We start from the raw sequence: 18,929 nt of genomic DNA, 5'->3' as shown, positions 1-18,929 counted from the left end.
GTAGGGGATTCGTGCGCCCGGGCCGTCGGCTCGGGCCCGTCCATGCCCCAGCTCGGAGGGCCACCGACCCCCAGGATCCGAGTCACCCCACGCCTATGCAGACTTCCAACTCGATCACGCCCGCCCCCACCCAGAGCACCCCGTTCCGCACCGACGCCGCGACCCGTCGCGCCGCACGACGCGACCGCGTCGGCCGTCGGCGCCGACTGATCCTCGCCGGCGCGCTCGTCGCCGTCGGAGCGGTCGCGGGCACCGGGCTCACCGTCAACTCGTCGCTCGCCGCGCAGCGCGTCGCCGAGACCACCGCACTCACCGAGTCCACGGGCCTCGCAGCCGAGCAGCTCGGCGCCTACGCCGGCGTCGCCCAGGCGAAGGTGCACGCCGAGGCGCAGGACACTCTGACCCTCGCGCAGGACACGCTCTCGGACGTCGAGGGCAAGATCGACGTCGAGCCGCTCGCGTCCTCGGTCGCCACCCTCGGCGACTACGAGGCGCTCCCGCTGGACGAGGTCCGCGATCTCACCATCTCGACCCGCGCGGAGATCCGCAAGGCGGACGAGGCCGCGAAGGTGCACGACCGCGAGGTCGCCGAGCGCGAGGCGGCCGAGGCGCTCGCACGGGCGAACACGCCGGAGGGCGCCAAGCAGACCGCACGCGCCATGGCCGCCTCCGAGTACGGCTGGGGCGAGGCCGAGTTCCAGTGCCTCGTGCAGCTCTGGACCAAGGAGTCCGGCTGGAACTACCAGGCCGTGAACGCCTCGAGCGGTGCCTACGGCATCGTCCAGGCCTGGCCCGCCGAGAAGCTCGCGACGGCCGGCGCCGACTGGCGCACCAACGCGGCGACCCAGATCTCGTGGGGCCTCGACTACATCGCCCGCGGCTACGGAAGCCCGTGCGCCGCGTGGGGCCACTCGCAGTCCCTCAACTGGTACTGAGCGATCCCGCCTCCCGTGAGCCGCCGATCCGCGAGGGTCGGCGGCTCACGCCGTCCGCGGGTCCAGCAGGGCGCGCCGATTCGGATGCCGGTCGAACCACTGCTCCACGTACCAGCAGCTCGGGACGATCCGGAGGCCCGAACGGGCCTCGACGTCGTCGACCGCGAACTGCACGAGCTCGGCCGCGAGGCCGCAGCCGCGGTACGGCGGATTCGTGAAGGTCCGCACGAACGCGACGGTGTCGCCGAGTTCGCGATAGTCCAGCGCGCTCGCGACCTGTCCGTCGATGCGGAGCACGTACCGGCGGGAATCGGGTTCGTGGACGAGTTCCTTCACCCGCCCAAGGCTACGCCCGGGGGAGCCCGTCGCCGGTCAACGACCTCGGAGACGGTCGAGGTCGCGTCGTTCGCGCTTGGTCGGCCGCCCGGTGCCGCGGTCCCGCAGTGGCACGGATGCCACGGCCTCGCGAGGCGGCGGCGCAGGCGTCCGGTCGTCCGCCGCGGCGGCCGCGAGCTCGGCCGAGACGCGCTTCACGATCGGCCGGCGCACGATGAGGATCCGGTCGAACCCGTGCAACCGGACGCGGACCTCGTCGCCCGGCCGGACCGGCTGCGCCGCCTTCGCCCGCTCGCCGTTCACGCGCACGTGGCCGGCGCGGCACGCCGCGGTCGCGGCCGAGCGCGTCTTGCACACCCGGACCGCCCACAGCCACGCGTCCACGCGCGCCGAGTCGAGCTCCGCCATGCTCCAAGCCTAGGACGGGAGCGCGTACGGGACCGCGGGGTCAGCGGACCAGCGCCCACCAGATCATCAGCATCGTGACGAGGAAGCCCACCGCGTAGTTGATGAGGATGAAGTGACGCCAACCGCGGTTCGAGGCCCCGGACGCGGCATCCGTCACCGAGCGGTAGGGCCATGCCGCCCACAGGTAGGGGAGCACCAGCACCGACGCCAGCGGCCCCGGCCACTCGGTGGCGAGCATCAGCAGGCCCGCCGCCGCCCACAGGCCGAGTGCGATCCGCACGGTCGTCGCGGCGCCGAACGCCGTCGCGATCGACGCGATGCCGGCCTCGCGGTCCGGGACGACGTCCTGCACGGCGCCGAACGCGTGGCTCGCCATCCCCCAGAAGAAGAACGCCACGAGCAGCGCGATGAGCGGCCAGGTGAAGTCCGCCCCGGCGACCGCGAGGCCGTAGACCGCCGGGCTCGCGAAGTGCGTGCTCGAGGTGACCGAGTCCAGCACCGGGCGTTCCTTGAAGCGGAGCCCCGGCACCGAGTAGGCGAACACCGCGAACAGGCTGATCGCCAGCACGAGCCACGACCACGGCTCGTCCGTGCCGCCGAGCCAGAGCATGACCGCCACGAGCGGCGCCGCGGTCACGATGCCCGCCCACACCACGGTGCGGTGGAGGCTCGGGTCGAGCAGCGCCCCCTCGGCTCCGCCCTTCCGCGGGTTCCGCAGGTCGGATTCGTAGTCGAACACGTCGTTCACGCCGTACATCAGGAGGTTGTACGGCACGAGGAAGAACAGGGTGCCGACGACGAGCAGGGCGTCGACGCGGCCGGTCGTCAGGACGTACGCCGCCGCGAACGGGAATGCGGTGTTGATCCAGCTGATCGGCCGCGACGAGAGCAGGACCTGGCCGGCCCGGTGCCCGAGGCCGCCCCGCGTCTGCGCCGCGCTCATCCGTCGACCCTCGCCGCGCGGTTCCGGCGGGCACCCGCGAGGATGCTCCATACCGCGGGCAGCAGCAGCACGCCGGCGATCGGGTACAGGAAGTCCTCGACCGGGGCGAGTCCGACGGCCAGGCCCGATCGGTGCGCGTCGTCGTATGCCACGATCCCGGTCCCGACGATGAGGGAGTCGAAGACGGCCGTGAGCACGAGGAGCACGGCAGCGCCGATCGCGGTGGCGATCGTGCGACGTCGGAACGCGGTGCGCTCCCGTGGCCGCGCCACCCACGCGGTGATCGCCGCGACGGCGAGGAACGGGATGCTGATCAGCAGGTACGTCATCGGAGGCCCTCCCGTTCGGACGCGGGGACCCGTCCTTCGCGCGCCGCGAGCACGCGCTCGCCGCCGAGCACGAGCACCAGCGTGAGGTAGCAGAGGAAGACGAGGAAGACCGGCTCCTCCAGGGGGAGCTCCGGAGCGAGCTCGATGCCGGTCACGATATCGGACGTGCCGCGGAAGAAGACCCCGGTGACGATCCCCGCCGCGTCCCACACCAGGAAGAACACGACGCCGACCACGACGGTCACCGCTGCGACGATCGGCGCGCGCCAGAACACGAGGCGCCAGCGGGCGTCGATGAGCGCCATGCATCCGATCACGACGAGCAGGCCGGCGAGGTAGGCGAACGCCGTCATGCGACGGTCGTGCTCGGGTCGGCGGGCTCGTGCGCGCTCGCCCCCGCGGGCTCCTCGATCGGCCCGGAGGAGCGATCGCCCCGCACGCGCTTGAGCACGTTCTCTGCGCTGATCAGGCACATCGGCAGGCCGATTCCCGGCACGGTCGACCCGCCGGCGTAGTACAGCCCGTCCACGCGCCGGGACCGGTTCGTCCCCCGGAAGAAGGCCGACTGCCGGAGCGTGTGCGCGGGTCCGAGGGCGCCGCCCTGCCACGAGTTCAGGTCGGCCGCGAAGTCCGCGGGCCCCACCGTGCGGCGCACGACGATGCGCTCCGCGAGGTCGTCGAGACCCGACACCTCGGCGATGCGGCGGATGGCCCGGTCGGCGGTCTCCTCGACCAGCCGGTCGCCCGTGCCGTCCTCCCCGCCGCGCCCGATCGCGGTGTCGGCGGGCACCGGCACCAGCACGAACAGGTTGGTGTCGCCCGACGGTGCCACCGAGGCATCCGTCGCACTCGGGCTGCACACGTAGAACGACGCGGGGTCGGGCACGTGCGGGTCGGATCCGAAGATGGACCCGAAGTTCGCGCGCCAGTCCTCGGTGAAGAAGAGCGTGTGGTGGGCGAGGCCCGGCACCTGTCCGCGGATGCCGAGCATGGCGAGCACCGCCCCGGGCCCGGGGTTGCGGCGGCGCCACCAGGCCTCCGGATACGTCTGCGCGTGCCGGGGGAGCAGCTCGGTCTCGGTGTGGTGCAGGTCCGCCGCCGAGACGATCCGGTGGGCCGGGGCGACGACGCTGCGACCCGATGCGGACCGGAAGCGTGCGCCGGCGACGGCCGGTCGGGCCCCGCCCGACGAGAGCTCGATCGCCTCGACGCGAGCGCCGGTGACGATGTCGACGCCGGCCGCGACGGCGATCGCGGCGATGCGCTCGATCAACTCGGAGAACCCGCCGCGCGGGTAGAACACGCCCTGCTCGAGGTCCATGTGGCTCATCAGGTGGTACATGGCCGGCGTCGCGTCGGGCGACGAGCCGAGGAACACCGCCGGATAGCCGAGCACCTGCCGCAGGCGGCGGTCGTGCACGGCGCGCGCCGTGAACCGCTCGAGGGTGGTCGTGAGGAGCGACGCGAACCGTCCCGACTGCCGGAGGACCTCACCGGAGAGCAGGGAGCGGGGATCGTCGAAGTTCGTGTACAGGAATCGCCGCCGGGCGATGTCGTACGCGGATTCCGCCGAGTCGAGGTAGCGCTCGAGTGCGGCGCCGGCGCCGGGCTCGATCGACTCGAACAGTGCGACGTTCTCGGCACGGGTCGACTGGATGTCGAGCGGCTCCGCATGGCCGTCGGCCCACACGCGGTACCCGGGATCGAGCTGCACGAGGTCGAGCTCGGCGGCGGCGCTGGTTCCGAACAGTCGGAAGAAGTGGTCGAAGACCTCGGGCATCAGGTACCAGGAGGGTCCGGTGTCGAAGCGGAACCCGCTCTTGGACCAGCTTCCGGCCCGCCCGCCGAGTTCGTCGCGCGCCTCCAGGAGCGTGACGCGGTGACCGTCCCTGGCGAGCAGCGCGGAGGCCGCGAGGCCCGCGATCCCGCCGCCGATCACCACGATCCGCTCGGACTCCCCGATCATCGTCGATTCCCTCCGGTGGTGAGTGCTGAACGGACGGCGATCGCGAGCTTCTCGCCGTCCGGGACGCGGATCCGCGTCGCGATGATCTCTGCCGCAGGCGTGGCTCGGCATCGCGCCGACAGGCTCGCGAAGAGGCCGTGCGCCGCCGCGACCGCGCTCCGAGCGCGTCTCGGCAGTTCCGGGAGCGCGGCCCCGGCGATCTCGAGGTCCCGGTCGATGTCGTCGAGGATCGCCGTCTTGTCGGCCTCGGTGAAGGCGTCCGGATCCACGCCGGGGAAGTAGTTCCTGCCGAGCGTGCGCCAGTCGACGGCGAGGTCCCTGAGGAAGTTGATCTTCTGGAACGCGGCGCCGAGGTGGACCGCCCCGCGCTCGAGCCGCGCTCGTCGCTCCGGGTCGGAGGCCTGGACGGAGCCGTGCGCGTCGGCGGCGAGGAACGTCGCCAGGCACATCAGCCCGACGACCTCGGCCGAGCCGTGGATGTACGGACCGATCTCCTCCTGCGTGAACGGTGCCGGATCGAGGTCGCGACGCATCGAGGCGAAGAAGGGCCGCGTGAGCTCGGTGCCGAACCCGGTCTCGCGGGCCACCCGCGCGAACGCGTGCACCACGAGGTTCGCCGAGTACCCGGACGCCATCGCCCGCTCCGTCTCCGCCTCCAGGCCGTCCAGGACCTCCAGCTGCTCGTCCACGGTGAGCCCCGCCTCGGCGGCCGCGCCGTCGACGACCTCGTCCGCGACCCGGACGAGCGCGTACACCGACCTGATCCGGCCGCGGGACTCGGGCTCGAGGAGCCGCGCCGCCGCACCGAACGAGGTCGAGTAGCGGGCGATGACCGTCGCCGAGCTCGCCTCCGCGGCATCCGCGTAGCGCTCGAGGAGTGTCGGGTCGTGCCGCCGGGTCATCGCACCCGCTCCGTCGCGCGCTGCGCGAACTCGCCGAGCTCGGTGCGGAGCGCCTGGGGGAGGTCTGCGGCGTCGAGTTCGTACCGGGCGAGCGTGACGTGCTCGTGTGCGAGTGCGAGGGCCGCGTCGAGCGCGCCGCAGGCGCGGAGCTCCTCGCGGAGCCCCGCGGCCGACTCGTCGTCGAGGGACGGATCGCCCAACCGGTCCCGGATGCCCGGCCACGACGGCGTGGTCGCCGCATGGGCGATCAGCGCCGTCCGCTTGCCCTCGCGGAGGTCGGCCGAGGCCGACTTGCCCGTCACCCCGGGATCGCCGAAGACCCCGAGGACGTCGTCGACGATCTGGAATGCGACACCGGCCAGCCGGCCGAACCGGCAGAGCGCGGTCACCGCCGAGTCGGGTGCGCCCGCGAGCACGGCGCCCGCCGCGAGCGGCGCCTCGAACGAGTACACGGCGGTCTTCTGCTCGAGCGTCGCGAGCACGCCCTCGAGGGCGGGGGTCGATCCGTCGAGCGAGGACACCACGTCGGCGAGTTCCCCGGCGGCCGAGACGAACACGGCGCGATCGAGGATGTCGAGCAGCGACTCGCGGCACGCGCGATCGACCGGCAGCATCGCGAGTTCGCGGTGCGCGCGGCTGAGCGCCAGGTCGCCGGCGAGCACGGAGGCGGTCGCCGCCCACACCTCGCCCGTCCGCGCATCGCCGCCGTGGGCCCGGGCGCGTGCCGCGAACCGTCCGGCGACGTTCGGCGCGCCCCGTCGGACGGTGTCGCGATCGATGAGGTCGTCGTGGATCAGGAACGCCGTGTGGAGCAGTTCGAACGCGAGGGCCACGTGGGTGACGAGCGTGCGATCCGACCCGCCGAAGCCGCGATACGCGGCCCAGACCAGGCGTGGCCGGACGCGCTTGCCGCCTGAGCTCTGCTGCTCGATCGACTCCCACAACGCCGTGTAGTGGCTGCCGAACTCGCCCGCCCGCTCCCGCGCGTCGGCGAAGAACCGGCGCAGTTCCTCATCGATGGCGGAATCGAGCAGTTCAGGCACGGAAGAGCTCCAGCTCCCTCGCCTGCAGCACCAGCCACGGGCTGAACGCCCACGGCGCCGCGCCCACCGCGGTGGCCAGCGCCCGCGGATCGACCCAGCGGTACTCGGCGACCTCGCGCGGGTTCGGGTCGGGCTCGCCGGCCGCGGTCGCCAGGTAGACGGGGCACACCTCGTTCTCGACGATGCCGTTCGCGTCCGTCGCGCGATAGCGGAACAGCGGCAGTGCGAGCTCGACGGTGTCGAGCTCGAGTCCGAGCTCGAAGTCGGCGCGACGACGGACGGCGTGCAGCAGCGGCTCGGCCGGCTTCGGGTGGCCGCAGAACGAGTTCGTCCAGACGCCCGCCCAGGTCTGCTTCGTCACGGCGCGGCGGGTGATGAGCACCTCGCCGATCGGGTTGACGATGTGGCACGAGAACGCGAGGTGCAGGGCGGTGTCGGGGCCGTGCGCGGCGCTCTTCGGAGCTCGGCCGATGGGCGTGCCCGATTCGTCGAGCAGGACCACCTCGTCCTCGACGGTCTCGGTCGTGTGGTTCATGGTGGCCTCCTCGTCCGTTGGGCGATGCGACGAACCAGGGGTTCGTGACCCTGAAGCTAGCAGCGGGGTCGAGTCCTGCGGAACAACCGAAAGTTGGACCGGCGTCATCCCCACGGTCGACGGATGTCGCGCGCGGGGCATCGTGCGTCATGCTGGACAGGTGACGGGCGAGAGCGGGGACGGCTGGGCGGAGGGTCCCGGCGGCGCCCGGTACTGGGGTCGATACGGCGCCGCAGGCCTGCTGCTGCTCGAGCCGGGAGGCTCGGTGCTGCTGCAGCACCGGGCGGCCTGGAGCCATTTCGGCGGCACCTGGGGGATACCCGGCGGTGCGCGCCACCGCGGTGAGTCCGCGCTCGATGCCGCCGTGCGCGAGGCGACCGAGGAGACCGGGATGCCGCCGGGCGTCGTCACCGAGCGGTTCGAGAGCGTCCTCGACCTCGGCTTCTGGTCCTACACCACGGTCGTGGCGGACGCGGCCCGGCGGTTCGAGCCGCGCCTGGCCGACCCGGAGAGCATCGCCCTGCGCTGGACGCCGATCCTCGCGGTCGACGCGCTGCCGCTGCATCCGCGGTTCGCCGAGGCCTGGCCGGCGTTGCGCGCCCGGCTTCGCGACCCCACCGCTCGCTAGGATCGGAACGTGGCCGAGAAGAGCACGGGGGTGTCGGATCGGATCTGGACGCTGCCCAACATCCTGAGCATGCTCAGGCTGCTGCTCGTGCCCGTCTTCCTCGTCCTCGTCGTGCTCGGCGAGTACGTCCCGGCGCTCGTGGTGCTCATCGTGGCGAGCTTCACCGACCTGCTCGACGGGTACCTCGCGCGACGGCTCGGCCAGGTGACGCGGCTGGGACAGCTGCTCGATCCCGCCGCCGACCGCCTCTACATCTTCGCCGCGCTCATCGGCCTGGCGGCGAACGACCTCGTGCCGTGGTGGATCGTCGTCGTCATCGTCGCGCGAGACCTGTTCCTCGTGGTCCTGGGGGTCGTGCTCGCGAACCACGGCTACGGCCCGCTCCCCGTCCACCAGCTCGGCAAGGCGGCCACGTTCGCCCTCTTCACCGGGCTTCCGATCATCATGCTCGGGCTCGCGTTCCCCGTCCTGCAGCCGGTCAGCGAGCCGTTCGGGTGGGCGGTCACGATCTGGGGCGCGTTCCTGTACTGGTGGGCGGGCGTCATCTACGCGATCGAGACCGCGCGTGTCGTCCGCGAGACGCGGGTGTCCGGGGCACCGGCATCCGATACGCTTGAGCCGGGAGGTTAGCGGTGGCGGATTCCGACATGACCCAGACCGGCGCGAACGGCGAGGAGCGTGAGCCGTCGGCTGAGACATCGGCGCATAGCGTCGGCCAGCCGAACGACACCACGATGGGGTTCAGCCGCGAGGCTGCGGCGCAGTTGAGCGCCCTCGACGCCGACGTGAGCGCGGCCGAGCAGGAGGCCATCGCGGCGCTGCCCTCTGCCTCGGCGCTGCTCATCGTCCGCCGTGGGCCGAACGTCGGCGCCCGATTCCTCCTCGACACCGAGGTCACCTCGGTCGGCCGGCACCCGGACGCCGACATCTTCCTCGATGACGTCACGGTCTCGCGGAAGCACGCCGAGTTCGTCCGTCACGGCACGGCCTTCGAGGTCCGCGACCTGAATTCGCTCAACGGCACCTACTTCGACGGCATCCGGATCGAGACGGCGTTGCTCAGCGACGGCGCCGAGGTGCAGATCGGCAAGTACCGCCTCACGTTCTACGCTTCGCGACACGACCTCGCGCCGACGGGCACCGGGTGAGCGAGGGCGCCGCGGCGCGGCGTCCGGCTCACGCCCCACAGCTGCTCGGCATCGGCCAGGTCCTGGCGAAGCTCCAGCCGGAGTTCCCGGAACTGACCCCGTCCAAGTTGCGCTTCCTCGAGGAACAGGGCCTCGTCACCCCCGCCAGGACGGCGGCGGGGTACCGTAAGTTCTCACCCGCGGACATCGAGCGGATCACCGTCGTGCTCGCGATGCAGCGGGACCACTACCTTCCCCTGAAGGTGATCCGCGCGCACCTCGACGAGATCGATGCCGGTCGCACTCCCGCGCTCCCGGGCGTCGTCGACGCATCGGCGTTCCGGGCGACGGCGGGCCGGTACTCCCGGGAGGAACTGCTTCGCGAGGCCGGCGCCGGCGCGGCTCTCCTCGACGAGGCCGTCAGCGCATCGCTCATCCGACCCGCCGAGGTGTACGGCCCGGAGGCGAGGGACCTGCTCACGGCGTTGGCGGCACTGCGCGCGAGTGGGATCGAGCCGCGTCACCTGCGCGGGCTCCGCGCAGCCGCGGAGCGGCAGGCCGAGCTCGTCGAGCAGGCGATCGCCCCGGAGCGTCGCCCCGACCCGGCCGGCCGTGCGCGGAGCGCGGAACGCGCCCGGGAACTCGGCGACCGGCTCGCGGTCGTGCACGCCGCGGTGCTCCGCGACGTCCTCGACCGTCGCACGCACTGACTCGGCGACACGCCGTGACGTTCGGCCCGATGTCCTCGACTCCGGTGGTCGGCGTGGGTAGCGTTGGGTGCGCGCCGCTGCGGCGACGACGAGAGTAGAGGGGCGACGGATGAGCGAGCTCGATCGGAGCGAACGATCACGCTACGACCTCGGACTGCTCTTCACCGACGGCCTGCCGGAGCACGACGACGGCACCGGATACCGCGGCGCGGTCGCCGCTCGGGCCGCGGGCATCAGCTACCGTCAGCTCGACTACTGGGCCCGCACCCAGCTCGTGGAGCCCACCGTCCGCGGCGCTGCGGGCTCGGGCTCGCAGCGGCTGTACGGATTCCGCGACATCCTCGTCCTGAAGCTCGTGAAGCGACTGCTCGACACGGGCATCTCCCTCCAGCAGATCCGCGTCGCCGTGACCCAGCTCCGTGAGGCGGGGATCGACGACCTCGCCCAGACGACGCTCATGAGCGACGGTGCGAGCGTGTACCTGTGCACCTCCGACGACGAGGTCATCGACCTCGTGAACCGTGGGCAGGGCGTCTTCGGCATCGCCGTGGGCAAGGTCCTCCGCGAGGTCGAGTCCACGCTCGTCGAGCTCGACACCCAACCGGTCGATCACGTCGACGAGCTGGCCGCGCGGCGCGCCCGCGCGTCACGCAGGATCTCCTGACCACGCACCGGGTCGTACCCGACCGATGAGCGACGCGAGCGCGCCGCGAGAACGGCGTGCGGGCGTCGGATGACGCCGTGTGACGTCGTCGGCGTCGATCAGCGCTTCGGCGCGTCGAGTTCCATGTGCGGGGCGCCCGCCTGGCCGTAGTCGCCGATCCGCGCGGCGCGCAGCACGCGCTCGAGCAGCTGGTCGAAGTGGTTCGACATCTCCTCGGCGCTCTCGCCCGGCCACATGTGCAGCGGCTTCGCCGCGCCCTGCGCCTGCTGGAGGGACGTGCGCTCCGGAAGCTGCGGGCTGAGCACGAGTGGGCCGAACATGTCGCGCAGCTCCTTGATGCGGAACTGGTGCTCGAGCGACTGCACGCGTGCACGGTTCACGATGATGCCGAGCGGCTGCAGGCGCGGCGAGAGCCCTCGTCGGATCTCCTCGATGGCTCGGAGCGCGCGGTCGGCGGCCGCGACGGAGAACAGGCCGGGCTCGGTCACCACCGCGACCCGGTCGCTCGCGGCCCACGCGGTGCGCGTCAGAGCGTTCAACGAGGGAGCGCAGTCGATGAGGACCAGCTCGTAGTCGGACTCGACGTTGGCGAGCGCCTCCTCGAGCTTCCAGATGTCGCGGATCGACGGGTGCGGACCGTCGTAGTTGATGGCGGACGGGCTCCCGATCATGACGTCGATGGTCGACTGGGGATTCGACCTCGTCCATCCACTGGGAGCGATCGCCGATCGGACGATCTTCTCCTTCGGCGATGCGAGGACGTCGGCGACGTTGAGATGGCCCGACACCTGGATGTCCATGCCGGTGGAGACGTCGGACTGCGGGTCCAGGTCGACCACCAGAGTTCGCACGCCTCGCGCGAAGGCAGCCGACGCCAGCCCGAGGGTGACGGTGGTCTTTCCGACCCCGCCCTTCAGGGAACTGACCGAGAGAACGTGCACGAGCGAATACGTTACCGTTACTCGCAGAGCGATACCTAAATGTTCGCTGTGCGGAAGACCCCCATCGGAAAGGCCTGCATGTTCTCGAAGATCCTGGTCGCCAATCGCGGTGAGATCGCCATTCGCGCGTTCCGAGCCGCCGTCGAGCTCGGTGCGAAGACCGTCGCGGTCTTCCCCTACGAGGACCGCAACTCGCTCCACCGGCTGAAGGCGGACGAGGCGTACCAGATCGGCGAGCAGGGACATCCGGTGCGCGCGTACCTCGACGTGTCGGAGATCATCCGCGTCGCGAAGGAATCGGGTGCGGACGCGATCTACCCGGGCTACGGCTTCCTCTCCGAGAACCCCGAGCTGGCCCAGGCCGCGGCCGACGCCGGCATCACCTTCATCGGCCCGCCGACGCGGGTGCTCGAGATGGCGGGCAACAAGGTCACCGCGAAGCAGCAGGCGATCGCCGCAGGCGTGCCCGTGCTGAAGTCGACCGAGCCCTCGACCGACGTCGAGGCGCTCCTCGCGCAGGCCGACGAGATCGGATTCCCGATCTTCGCCAAGGCCGTCGCGGGCGGCGGCGGCCGCGGCATGCGCCGCGTCGACCGCAGGGAGGACCTGCGCCGCTCCCTCGAGGAGGCGATGCGCGAGGCCGACAGCGCGTTCGGCGACCCGACGATGTTCCTCGAGCAGGCCGTCCTGCGGCCGCGGCACATCGAGGTGCAGGTGCTGGCGGACGGCACGGGCGAGACCGTGCACCTCTTCGAGCGCGACTGCTCGGTCCAGCGTCGCCACCAGAAGGTCGTCGAGATCGCTCCGGCGCCGAACCTCTCCGACGACATCCGCCAGGCGCTCTACCGGGACGCGGTCGCGTTCGCGAAGTCCATCGGGTACGCCAACGCCGGCACGGTCGAGTTCCTCCTCGACACCGCGGGCGAGCGCGCCGGCGAGCACGTCTTCATCGAGATGAACCCCCGCATCCAGGTCGAGCACACCGTGACCGAGGAGGTCACGGACGTCGACCTCGTGGTCGCGCAGATGCGGATCGCCGCGGGGGAGACCCTGGAGGACCTCGGCCTGACGCAGGACCGCATCCACCTGCGCGGCGCGGCGCTGCAGTGCCGCATCACCACCGAGGACCCGACCGCCAACTTCCGCCCCGACACGGGGAAGATCACCACCTACCGCTCGCCCGGCGGCGCGGGCATCCGGCTCGACGGCGGCACGGTCAACCCGGGCGCGCAGATCAGCCCCCACTTCGATTCGATGCTGGCGAAGCTCATCTGCCGCGGACGCGACTACCAGCAGGCGGTCACGCGCACCAAGCGCGCCCTCGCCGAGTTCCGCATCCGGGGAGTGTCCACGAACATCCCGTTCCTCCAGGCGGTCATGGACGACCCGCAGTTCATGGTCGGCGACCTCAGCACGTCGTTCATCGACGAGCGGCCGCAGCTGGTCCGCGGCCGCGTCTCGAAGGACCGCGGAACGAAGATCCTGAACTGGCTGGCCGACGTCACCGTGAACCAGCCGAACGGTCCGGCGCCGACGACGGTGGCACCCGCGGAGAAGCTTCCCGAGATCGACCTCACCGCCCCCGCTCCCGCCGGGTCGCGCCAGCGACTGCTCGAGCTCGGGCCGACCGGGTTCGCGGCGGCGCTCCGGGCCCAGACGCCGCTTGCGGTCACCGAGACCACGTTCCGCGACGCCCACCAGTCGCTCCTCGCGACGCGCGTGCGCACGAAGGACCTCGTCGCAGTCGCGCCGTACGTCTCGCGCATGACCCCGCAGCTGCTCTCGGTCGAAGCCTGGGGCGGCGCCACGTACGACGTCGCGCTGCGCTTCCTCGGCGAGGACCCGTGGGAGCGACTCGCGTCGCTCCGCGAGGCGCTGCCCAACATCAACATCCAGATGCTCCTGCGCGGGCGGAACACCGTGGGCTACACGCCGTATCCGACGGAGGTCACGGACGCGTTCGTCCAGGAGGCGGCGACGACCGGCGTCGACATCTTCCGCATCTTCGACGCGCTGAACGACGTCGCCCAGATGCGGCCGGCGATCGAGGCGGTCCTCGCGGCCGGCACGCCGATCGCTGAGGTCGCGCTCTGCTACACCGGCGACCTGCTCGACCCGAACGAGGACCTCTACACGCTCGACTACTACCTGCGACTCGCCGACGACATCGTCGCGGCCGGCGCCCACGTCCTCGCGATCAAGGACATGGCGGGGCTGCTCCGCCCGACCGCGGCCGAGAAGCTCGTCGCGGCACTCCGCGAGCGATTCGACCTGCCCGTGCACCTGCACACGCACGACACCGCGGGCGGCCAGCTCGCGACGCTGCTCGCCGCCAGCCGTGCCGGCGTCGACGCGGTCGACGTCGCCAGTGCGCCCATGGCGGGCACCACGAGCCAGCCGTCGGCCTCCGCACTGGTCGCGGCCCTCGCGCACACCGAGCGCGACACGGGCATCCCGCTCGAGGCCGTCTCCGACCTCGAGCCGTACTGGGAGGCGGTCCGGCGGATCTACCGCCCGTTCGAGTCGGGCCTTCCCGGACCGACGGGCCGGGTCTACCACCACGAGATCCCCGGCGGCCAGCTGTCGAACCTGCGGCAGCAGGCGATCGCCCTGGGTCTCGCGGACGACTTCGAGCTCATCGAGGACATGTACGCTGCCGCGAACCGGATCCTCGGGCGGGTGCCGAAGGTGACGCCGTCCTCCAAGGTCGTGGGCGACCTGGCGCTGCACCTCGCGGCGGTCAAGGCCGATCCTGCGGACTTCGAGGCCAACCCCGAGAAGTACGACGTGCCCGACTCGGTCATCGGCTTCATGGCCGGCGAGCTCGGCGACCTGCCGGGCGGATGGCCCGAGCCGTTCCGCACGAAGGTGCTCGCGGGTCGCGACGTGCGCGTCGGAGTCACGGAGCTCACGCACGCCGAGCGCCGCGGGCTCGCCGAGCCCGGCGTGGAGCGCCAGGCGCTCCTCAATTCGTTGCTGTTCCCGGCGCCGACGCGCCAGTTCGAGCAGATCCGCGAGCTGTTCGGCGACCTGTCGGTCGTCGACACCGCGGACTACCTGTACGGACTGCGCCCGGGGTCCGAGCACGTCGTCGAGATCGACCGGGGCGTCCGGCTCTACGCGGGACTCGAGGCGATCGGCGAGGCCGACGACAAGGGCATGCGCACCGTCATGACGATCCTGAACGGCCAGCTCCGGCCGGTCTTCGTCCGCGACCGCAGCATCACCGTCGAGTCCAGGGCCGCTGAGAAGGCGGATGCCTCGCAGCCCGGGCACATCGCGGCGCCCTTCTCCGGCGTGGTGACGCTGCAGGTCGAAGCGGGCGCCGAGATCGAGGTCGGCCAGGCCGTGGCATCCATCGAGGCGATGAAGATGGAGGCCGCGATCACGTCGCCTGTGGCCGGCGTCCTCGAGCGGGTCGCCATCCCGAAGACCCAGCAGGTGGAGGCGGGTGATCTGCTCGTCGTCGTACGCCCGGGTTAGACTCGGGACTGTTCCGCACTGATGAGGAGGGGAAATCGGTGGCAGAGCACGAGGACGATCCGGACCGCGGCGGTCGCCGCCCGGTTTCCCGCACCACCGCCGACCGCGCGCGGTCGGGCGGTGCGCACGCCGCCGACGACGTCGACGTCCGCGTCGACCTCCCGCCGGCTCCCGCGCGGGTCATGCCGGATGACGAGGTGGCCGTGGCGATCGACGATGTGGCCGTCGACCCGGGCGACCTGACCGCCGTGACGACGGGGACGACGTCCGTCGACGTGGTGCCCGCGCTGGCCGGTGCAGGGTACCGGTCCGCCGCGCGACACGATCCGTCGCCGTACGGCGCCCTCCTCGCCGCCGACGGCGCCCGCCTGCGGCGCGAGCGCGTGACGACCGACACCGGTTCCCACGTCGCGATCGTGGCGGACGGCGAGACGGCGGTCGCGCCGGCCGAGGTGCCCGAGACCGCCGAGTCGCTCACCGCGGATCGCCTGATCGATGTCAATCGCACGACGCGACCGGCTCCGCAGGGCGGCATGAACCGCTTCCTCTACGAGGCGACCTTCCACTTGGTCAACCTCGGGGACTCGGCCAAGGTCCGGGCCCATCGCGAGATGAGCGAGCGCATCCGTCGCCGGTTCGAGGGCGGGGCCCGCTTCGTTCCCGTGCTGACCCGCAAGGGCGGCGTCGGCAAGACGACCGTGACGACCCTGCTCGGCATGGCCCTGGCCGACGCGCGCGACGACCGGATCATCGCGATCGATGCCAATCCCGATCGGGGCACGCTCGCCGAACGCGTCGACCGGCAGACACGTGAGACGGTGCGCGACGTGGTCGCGAAGGCGTCGTCGATCGGCGGGTACACGGACTTCTCGCGGTTCGTCTCGCGCGACGAGACGCGCCTGGACATCCTCGCGTCCGACACCGATCCGACGTTGTCCGAGGCGTTCGACGACAACGACTACAACGTGGTCGCCGGACTCGCGGCGCGCTACTACTCGCTCGTGCTGACCGACTGCGGCACCGGGATCGTCCACTCCGTGATGCGGGCGACGTTGCAGCGGGCGGACTCGATCGTGATCGTCTCGGGCGGCAGCGTCGACGAGGCGCGACTCGCGAGCGAGACCCTCACCTGGCTCGAGGCGAACGGGTACGGCGAACTGGTCCGCAACGCCGTCGTCGCGATCAACCTGGCCACCCAGGGCACGCACCTCGTCAAGGTCGACGAGATCGAGGCCCACTTCCAGTCTCGCGTGCGCGAGATCGTGCGGATCCCGTACGATCCGCAGCTCGCAGCGGGGTCGGTGGTGAACTGGAGCGACCTGCGTCCGGTGACCCAGCACTCGGCCCGCGAACTCGCCGCCCTCGTGGTGGAAGGCCTGCCCGTCGAACGCGGGCACTGAACACGGAGCACCATTGCCGGAACGTCCCATTCGCCTGTTCGGCGACCCTGTCCTGAAGACCGTCTCGAGCCCCGTCGACCTCGTCGACGACCGCGTCCGTTCGCTCGTCGAGGATCTCGTCGACAGCGTGCGCCTGCCAGGGCGCGCAGGTGTCGCCGCGCCCCAGATCGGCGTGAACCTCCGCGTGTTCAGCTACAACGTGGACGGCGAGGTGGGCTACATCATCAACCCGGTGCTCATCGAGGTCACCGGGGACCCCGAGCTCGTCGATGAGGGGTGCCTGTCGGTTCCGGGGCTCTGGCACAAGACACCGCGGCATCCGTTCGCCCGCGTGCGCGGGATCGACCTCGACGGAAACGAGATCGAGCTCGCCGGCGAGGGGCTCATGGCACAGGCACTGCAGCACGAGACCGACCATCTCGACGGCGTGCTCTACCTCGATCGCCTCGAGAAGGACGAGCGGCGTGCGGCGATGCGCGCCGTGCGCGAATCAGACTGGTTCTGACGGCTCGCGCTCTCCGGCGCGAGCCGTGCCATGGCGGCGAGGCGCGCAGACGACGGATGCCCCGCAGGCGCGCGCCGCGGGGCATCCGTCGTCCGTCGAACGTCTCAGCTGATGATCGAGTGGCCCTCGGTCGCCGGTGCGCCCGAGTAGAGGCCTTCGATCTCGGATGAGAAGTCGTCGAGGATGACGTTGCGCTTGATGCTCATCTTCGGCGTGAGGTGGCCGCTGTCCTCCGTGAACTCGATCGGGAGGATGACGAACTTGCGGATGGACTCGGCGCGCGAGACGTTCTCGTTCGCGGCGTCGATCGCACGCTGCACCTCGGCGAGGACCACGGGGCTCTTCGCCGCCTCGTCGACGCTCATCCCGGCGTCCTCGCCGTGGTTGTTCAGCCACACCGGAAGCATCTCGGGGTCGAGCGTGATGAGCGCCGAGATGAACGGCTTCTGGTCGCCGACGACGACGACCTGCCCGACGAGCGGGTTCGCACGGATCGGGTCCTCGAGCGCGGCTGGGGCGACGTTCTTGCCGCCGGCCGTGACGATGATCTCCTTCTTCCGTCCGGTGATCGTGAGGAAGCCGTCGGAGTCGAACGCGCCGATGTCGCCGGTCTTGAACCACTCGCCGTCGAAGGTCGCCGCCGTGGCCTCGGGGTTCTTCCAGTACTCCTTGAAGACGTTGATGCCCTTGACCTGGATCTCGCCGTCGTCTTCGAGCCGCACCGAGACGCCCGGGAGCGCCGGGCCGACGGTGCCGATCTTGGACCTGTGGGCGAGGTTCACGGTCGCCGGCGCGGTCGTCTCGGTGAGGCCGTAGCCCTCGAGGATCGTGATGCCGAGCGCGTGGTAGAAGTGGCCGAGTCGAGGGCCGAGCGGTGCGGAGCCCGAGACGGCGTACTTGACGTTGCCGCCCATCGCCGCGCGGAGCTTGGAGTACACGAGGCGATCGAACAGCGCGAACTTGAGCCTGAGGCCGAGCGGGATCTTCCCGCCGGCCTCCTGCGCCGTGGAGTACGCGACGGCGGTCTCGGCCGCGGCGTGGAAGATCTTGCCCTTGCCGCCGGCCTCGGCCTTCTGCTCCGAGACGTTGTAGACCTTCTCGAACACGCGCGGCACCGCGAGGAGGAAGGTCGGCTTGAAGCTGCCGAGCGACGGCAGGAGCTGCTTGGTGTCGGGCTGGTGTCCGACCCGCACGCCAGCGTGCACGCAGAGCACCGAGATGAACCGCGCGAAGATGTGCGCCGTCGTGATGAACAGGAGCGTCGATGCGCCGTTCGGGTCGAGCACGACCTCGTCGAGCGCGACCGCCGAGTTGCGGCACAGCTCCACGAAGTTCGCGTGCGTGAGCACGCAGCCCTTCGGCTTGCCGGTCGAGCCGGACGTGTAGATGAGCGTGGCGATGTCGGATCCGACGGCGAGGTTGCGACGTCGCTCGATCTCGTCGTCGGGGACGTCGGAGCCCGACGCGGCGAGCTTGTCGAGGTCGCCGAGGTCGATCTGCCAGACGCTGCGGATGGCCGGCAGGTCGGGGTGCACCTCGTCGAACCGGGCGAAGTGATCGGCGGTCTCGAGGATCATCGCGACGGCACCGGAGTCGCCCAGGTTCCAGCGGACCTGGGCAGGCGAGCTCGTCTCGTAGACCGGGACGAGGATCGCACCCGCGAACCACGCGGCGAAGTCGATGAGCGTCCATTCGTACCGGGTCTTGCTCATGAGCCCGATCTTGTCGCCGGGCTGGATGCCTGCAGCGACGAGGCCCTTCGCGAGGCGCACGACCTGCTCGTGGAACTCGCGCGTCGTCACGGGGCTCCAACCGCCATCGGCGGTGGGCAGCGAGAAGAGCACCGAGTCGGGCGTGGCCTTGACCCGGTCGACCAAGAGGTCTGTGGTGTTCGCGTCTGGGTCGGCGGGGACCAGTGGCGCGGTGGTGAATTCGATCACGGTAGCTCCTTCGGCACCGGGAGGGTCGCACGGGTTCGGGGTCGCACGACCACGGCAGTGGGTTGACTACACTCTAGTCGGTGCGGCGCGGAGCAGCCCGGCCGCTCCACACCCACGCATCCCCGGCGAAAGGC

At 71.3% G+C, this 18,929-nt stretch carries 20 protein-coding genes; 9 read left to right on the top strand and 11 right to left on the bottom strand.

Annotation, left to right across the window (positions count from 1 at the left end):
• The first annotated feature begins 95 nt into the window (after positions 1 to 95).
• Positions 96 to 935 (top strand): aggregation-promoting factor C-terminal-like domain-containing protein, encoded by an 840-nt coding sequence (locus ACFVHK_RS10900; protein ID WP_376928823.1) that lies wholly within the window; start codon positions 96 to 98, stop codon positions 933 to 935.
• A gap of 45 nt (positions 936 to 980) precedes the next feature.
• Here the strand turns inward: ACFVHK_RS10900 and ACFVHK_RS10895 are convergent, their stop codons facing one another.
• From ACFVHK_RS10895 to idi, 9 genes are read right to left on the bottom strand one after another with little or no spacing between them, the layout of a single operon-like run.
• The gene (locus ACFVHK_RS10895) at positions 981 to 1,271 is read right to left on the bottom strand and encodes a GNAT family N-acetyltransferase (protein WP_129235051.1); all 291 of its coding nucleotides are present in this window, start codon (positions 1,269 to 1,271) and stop codon (positions 981 to 983) included.
• 36 nt (positions 1,272 to 1,307) lie between these two features.
• The gene (locus ACFVHK_RS10890) at positions 1,308 to 1,679 is read right to left on the bottom strand and encodes an RNA-binding S4 domain-containing protein (RefSeq protein WP_376928822.1); all 372 of its coding nucleotides are present in this window, start codon (positions 1,677 to 1,679) and stop codon (positions 1,308 to 1,310) included.
• Positions 1,680 to 1,719: 40 nt separating this feature from the next.
• Positions 1,720 to 2,622 carry a prenyltransferase gene (locus ACFVHK_RS10885; RefSeq protein ID WP_376928821.1) on the bottom strand — a complete coding sequence of 301 codons (903 nt, stop codon included), beginning with the start codon at positions 2,620 to 2,622 and terminating at the stop codon, positions 1,720 to 1,722.
• Positions 2,619 to 2,951, bottom strand: a complete 333-nt coding sequence (locus ACFVHK_RS10880) for a lycopene cyclase domain-containing protein (RefSeq protein WP_376928820.1) — start codon at positions 2,949 to 2,951, stop codon at positions 2,619 to 2,621. Before ACFVHK_RS10880 ends, ACFVHK_RS10885 begins: the two co-directional genes overlap by 4 nt.
• Entirely contained in the window at positions 2,948 to 3,304 is a 357-nt protein-coding gene (locus ACFVHK_RS10875; protein WP_376928819.1) for a lycopene cyclase domain-containing protein, read from the bottom strand. The genes ACFVHK_RS10880 and ACFVHK_RS10875 overlap by 4 nt, the downstream gene beginning before the upstream one ends.
• Positions 3,301 to 4,917 (bottom strand): phytoene desaturase family protein, encoded by a 1,617-nt coding sequence (gene crtI, locus ACFVHK_RS10870; RefSeq protein WP_376928818.1) that lies wholly within the window; start codon positions 4,915 to 4,917, stop codon positions 3,301 to 3,303. The genes ACFVHK_RS10875 and crtI overlap by 4 nt, the downstream gene beginning before the upstream one ends.
• Complete coding sequence (locus ACFVHK_RS10865) at positions 4,914 to 5,819, bottom strand: phytoene/squalene synthase family protein (RefSeq protein ID WP_376928817.1); 906 nt, start codon at positions 5,817 to 5,819, stop codon at positions 4,914 to 4,916. Before ACFVHK_RS10865 ends, crtI begins: the two co-directional genes overlap by 4 nt.
• Positions 5,816 to 6,862: a polyprenyl synthetase family protein gene (locus tag ACFVHK_RS10860; protein WP_376928816.1), complete on the bottom strand. Its 1,047-nt coding sequence runs from the start codon at positions 6,860 to 6,862 to the stop codon at positions 5,816 to 5,818. The genes ACFVHK_RS10865 and ACFVHK_RS10860 overlap by 4 nt, the downstream gene beginning before the upstream one ends.
• A complete protein-coding gene (idi, locus tag ACFVHK_RS10855) occupies positions 6,855 to 7,397 on the bottom strand; it encodes an isopentenyl-diphosphate Delta-isomerase (protein ID WP_376928815.1) in 543 nt (180 codons plus the stop codon). Before idi ends, ACFVHK_RS10860 begins: the two co-directional genes overlap by 8 nt.
• A gap of 160 nt (positions 7,398 to 7,557) precedes the next feature.
• On the opposite strand from idi, the gene ACFVHK_RS10850 reads away from it, so the two are divergent.
• The 5 genes from ACFVHK_RS10850 to ACFVHK_RS10830 all read left to right on the top strand — a co-directional run bounded on the left by ACFVHK_RS10850 (position 7,558) and on the right by ACFVHK_RS10830 (position 10,526).
• The gene (locus ACFVHK_RS10850) at positions 7,558 to 8,025 is read left to right on the top strand and encodes an NUDIX domain-containing protein (RefSeq protein WP_376928814.1); all 468 of its coding nucleotides are present in this window, start codon (positions 7,558 to 7,560) and stop codon (positions 8,023 to 8,025) included.
• Positions 8,026 to 8,034: 9 nt separating this feature from the next.
• Positions 8,035 to 8,655, top strand: a complete 621-nt coding sequence (locus ACFVHK_RS10845; RefSeq protein ID WP_129234342.1) for a CDP-alcohol phosphatidyltransferase family protein — start codon at positions 8,035 to 8,037, stop codon at positions 8,653 to 8,655.
• A 17-nt stretch (positions 8,656 to 8,672) separates the two neighbouring features.
• Positions 8,673 to 9,173, top strand: coding sequence for an FHA domain-containing protein (locus tag ACFVHK_RS10840; protein ID WP_376928813.1), 501 nt, complete (start codon positions 8,673 to 8,675; stop codon positions 9,171 to 9,173).
• On the top strand, positions 9,170 to 9,862 hold the full coding sequence (gene ftsR, locus ACFVHK_RS10835) for a transcriptional regulator FtsR (RefSeq protein ID WP_376928812.1): 693 nt from the start codon (positions 9,170 to 9,172) through the stop codon (positions 9,860 to 9,862). The genes ACFVHK_RS10840 and ftsR overlap by 4 nt, the downstream gene beginning before the upstream one ends.
• A gap of 109 nt (positions 9,863 to 9,971) precedes the next feature.
• Complete coding sequence (locus ACFVHK_RS10830) at positions 9,972 to 10,526, top strand: MerR family transcriptional regulator (RefSeq protein WP_376928811.1); 555 nt, start codon at positions 9,972 to 9,974, stop codon at positions 10,524 to 10,526.
• 98 nt (positions 10,527 to 10,624) lie between these two features.
• Here ACFVHK_RS10830 and ACFVHK_RS10825 read toward each other — a convergent pair whose 3' ends face one another.
• Positions 10,625 to 11,467, bottom strand: a complete 843-nt coding sequence (locus ACFVHK_RS10825; RefSeq protein WP_129234129.1) for a ParA family protein — start codon at positions 11,465 to 11,467, stop codon at positions 10,625 to 10,627.
• 78 nt (positions 11,468 to 11,545) lie between these two features.
• Here ACFVHK_RS10825 and ACFVHK_RS10820 point away from each other — a divergent pair, with 78 nt between their 5' ends.
• From ACFVHK_RS10820 to def, 3 genes are read left to right on the top strand one after another with little or no spacing between them, the layout of a single operon-like run.
• The gene (locus ACFVHK_RS10820; RefSeq protein WP_376928810.1) at positions 11,546 to 14,950 is read left to right on the top strand and encodes a pyruvate carboxylase; all 3,405 of its coding nucleotides are present in this window, start codon (positions 11,546 to 11,548) and stop codon (positions 14,948 to 14,950) included.
• Positions 14,951 to 14,988: 38 nt separating this feature from the next.
• Complete coding sequence (locus tag ACFVHK_RS10815) at positions 14,989 to 16,350, top strand: MinD/ParA family ATP-binding protein (protein WP_376928809.1); 1,362 nt, start codon at positions 14,989 to 14,991, stop codon at positions 16,348 to 16,350.
• Positions 16,351 to 16,363: 13 nt separating this feature from the next.
• Positions 16,364 to 16,855: a peptide deformylase gene (gene def / locus ACFVHK_RS10810; protein WP_129234127.1), complete on the top strand. Its 492-nt coding sequence runs from the start codon at positions 16,364 to 16,366 to the stop codon at positions 16,853 to 16,855.
• Positions 16,856 to 16,959: 104 nt separating this feature from the next.
• On the opposite strand, the gene ACFVHK_RS10805 is transcribed toward def, so the two are convergent.
• Positions 16,960 to 18,795 carry an AMP-dependent synthetase/ligase gene (locus ACFVHK_RS10805; protein ID WP_376928808.1) on the bottom strand — a complete coding sequence of 612 codons (1,836 nt, stop codon included), beginning with the start codon at positions 18,793 to 18,795 and terminating at the stop codon, positions 16,960 to 16,962.
• Positions 18,796 to 18,929 lie beyond the last annotated feature (134 nt).

It is taken from the genome of Agromyces binzhouensis, from assembly GCF_042672355.1.
In the GTDB taxonomy this organism is placed as follows: domain Bacteria; phylum Actinomycetota; class Actinomycetes; order Actinomycetales; family Microbacteriaceae; genus Agromyces; species Agromyces binzhouensis.
The sequence above is the reverse complement of the archived record's forward strand: the minus strand, read 5'-3'. Positions and strand labels throughout refer to the sequence as shown.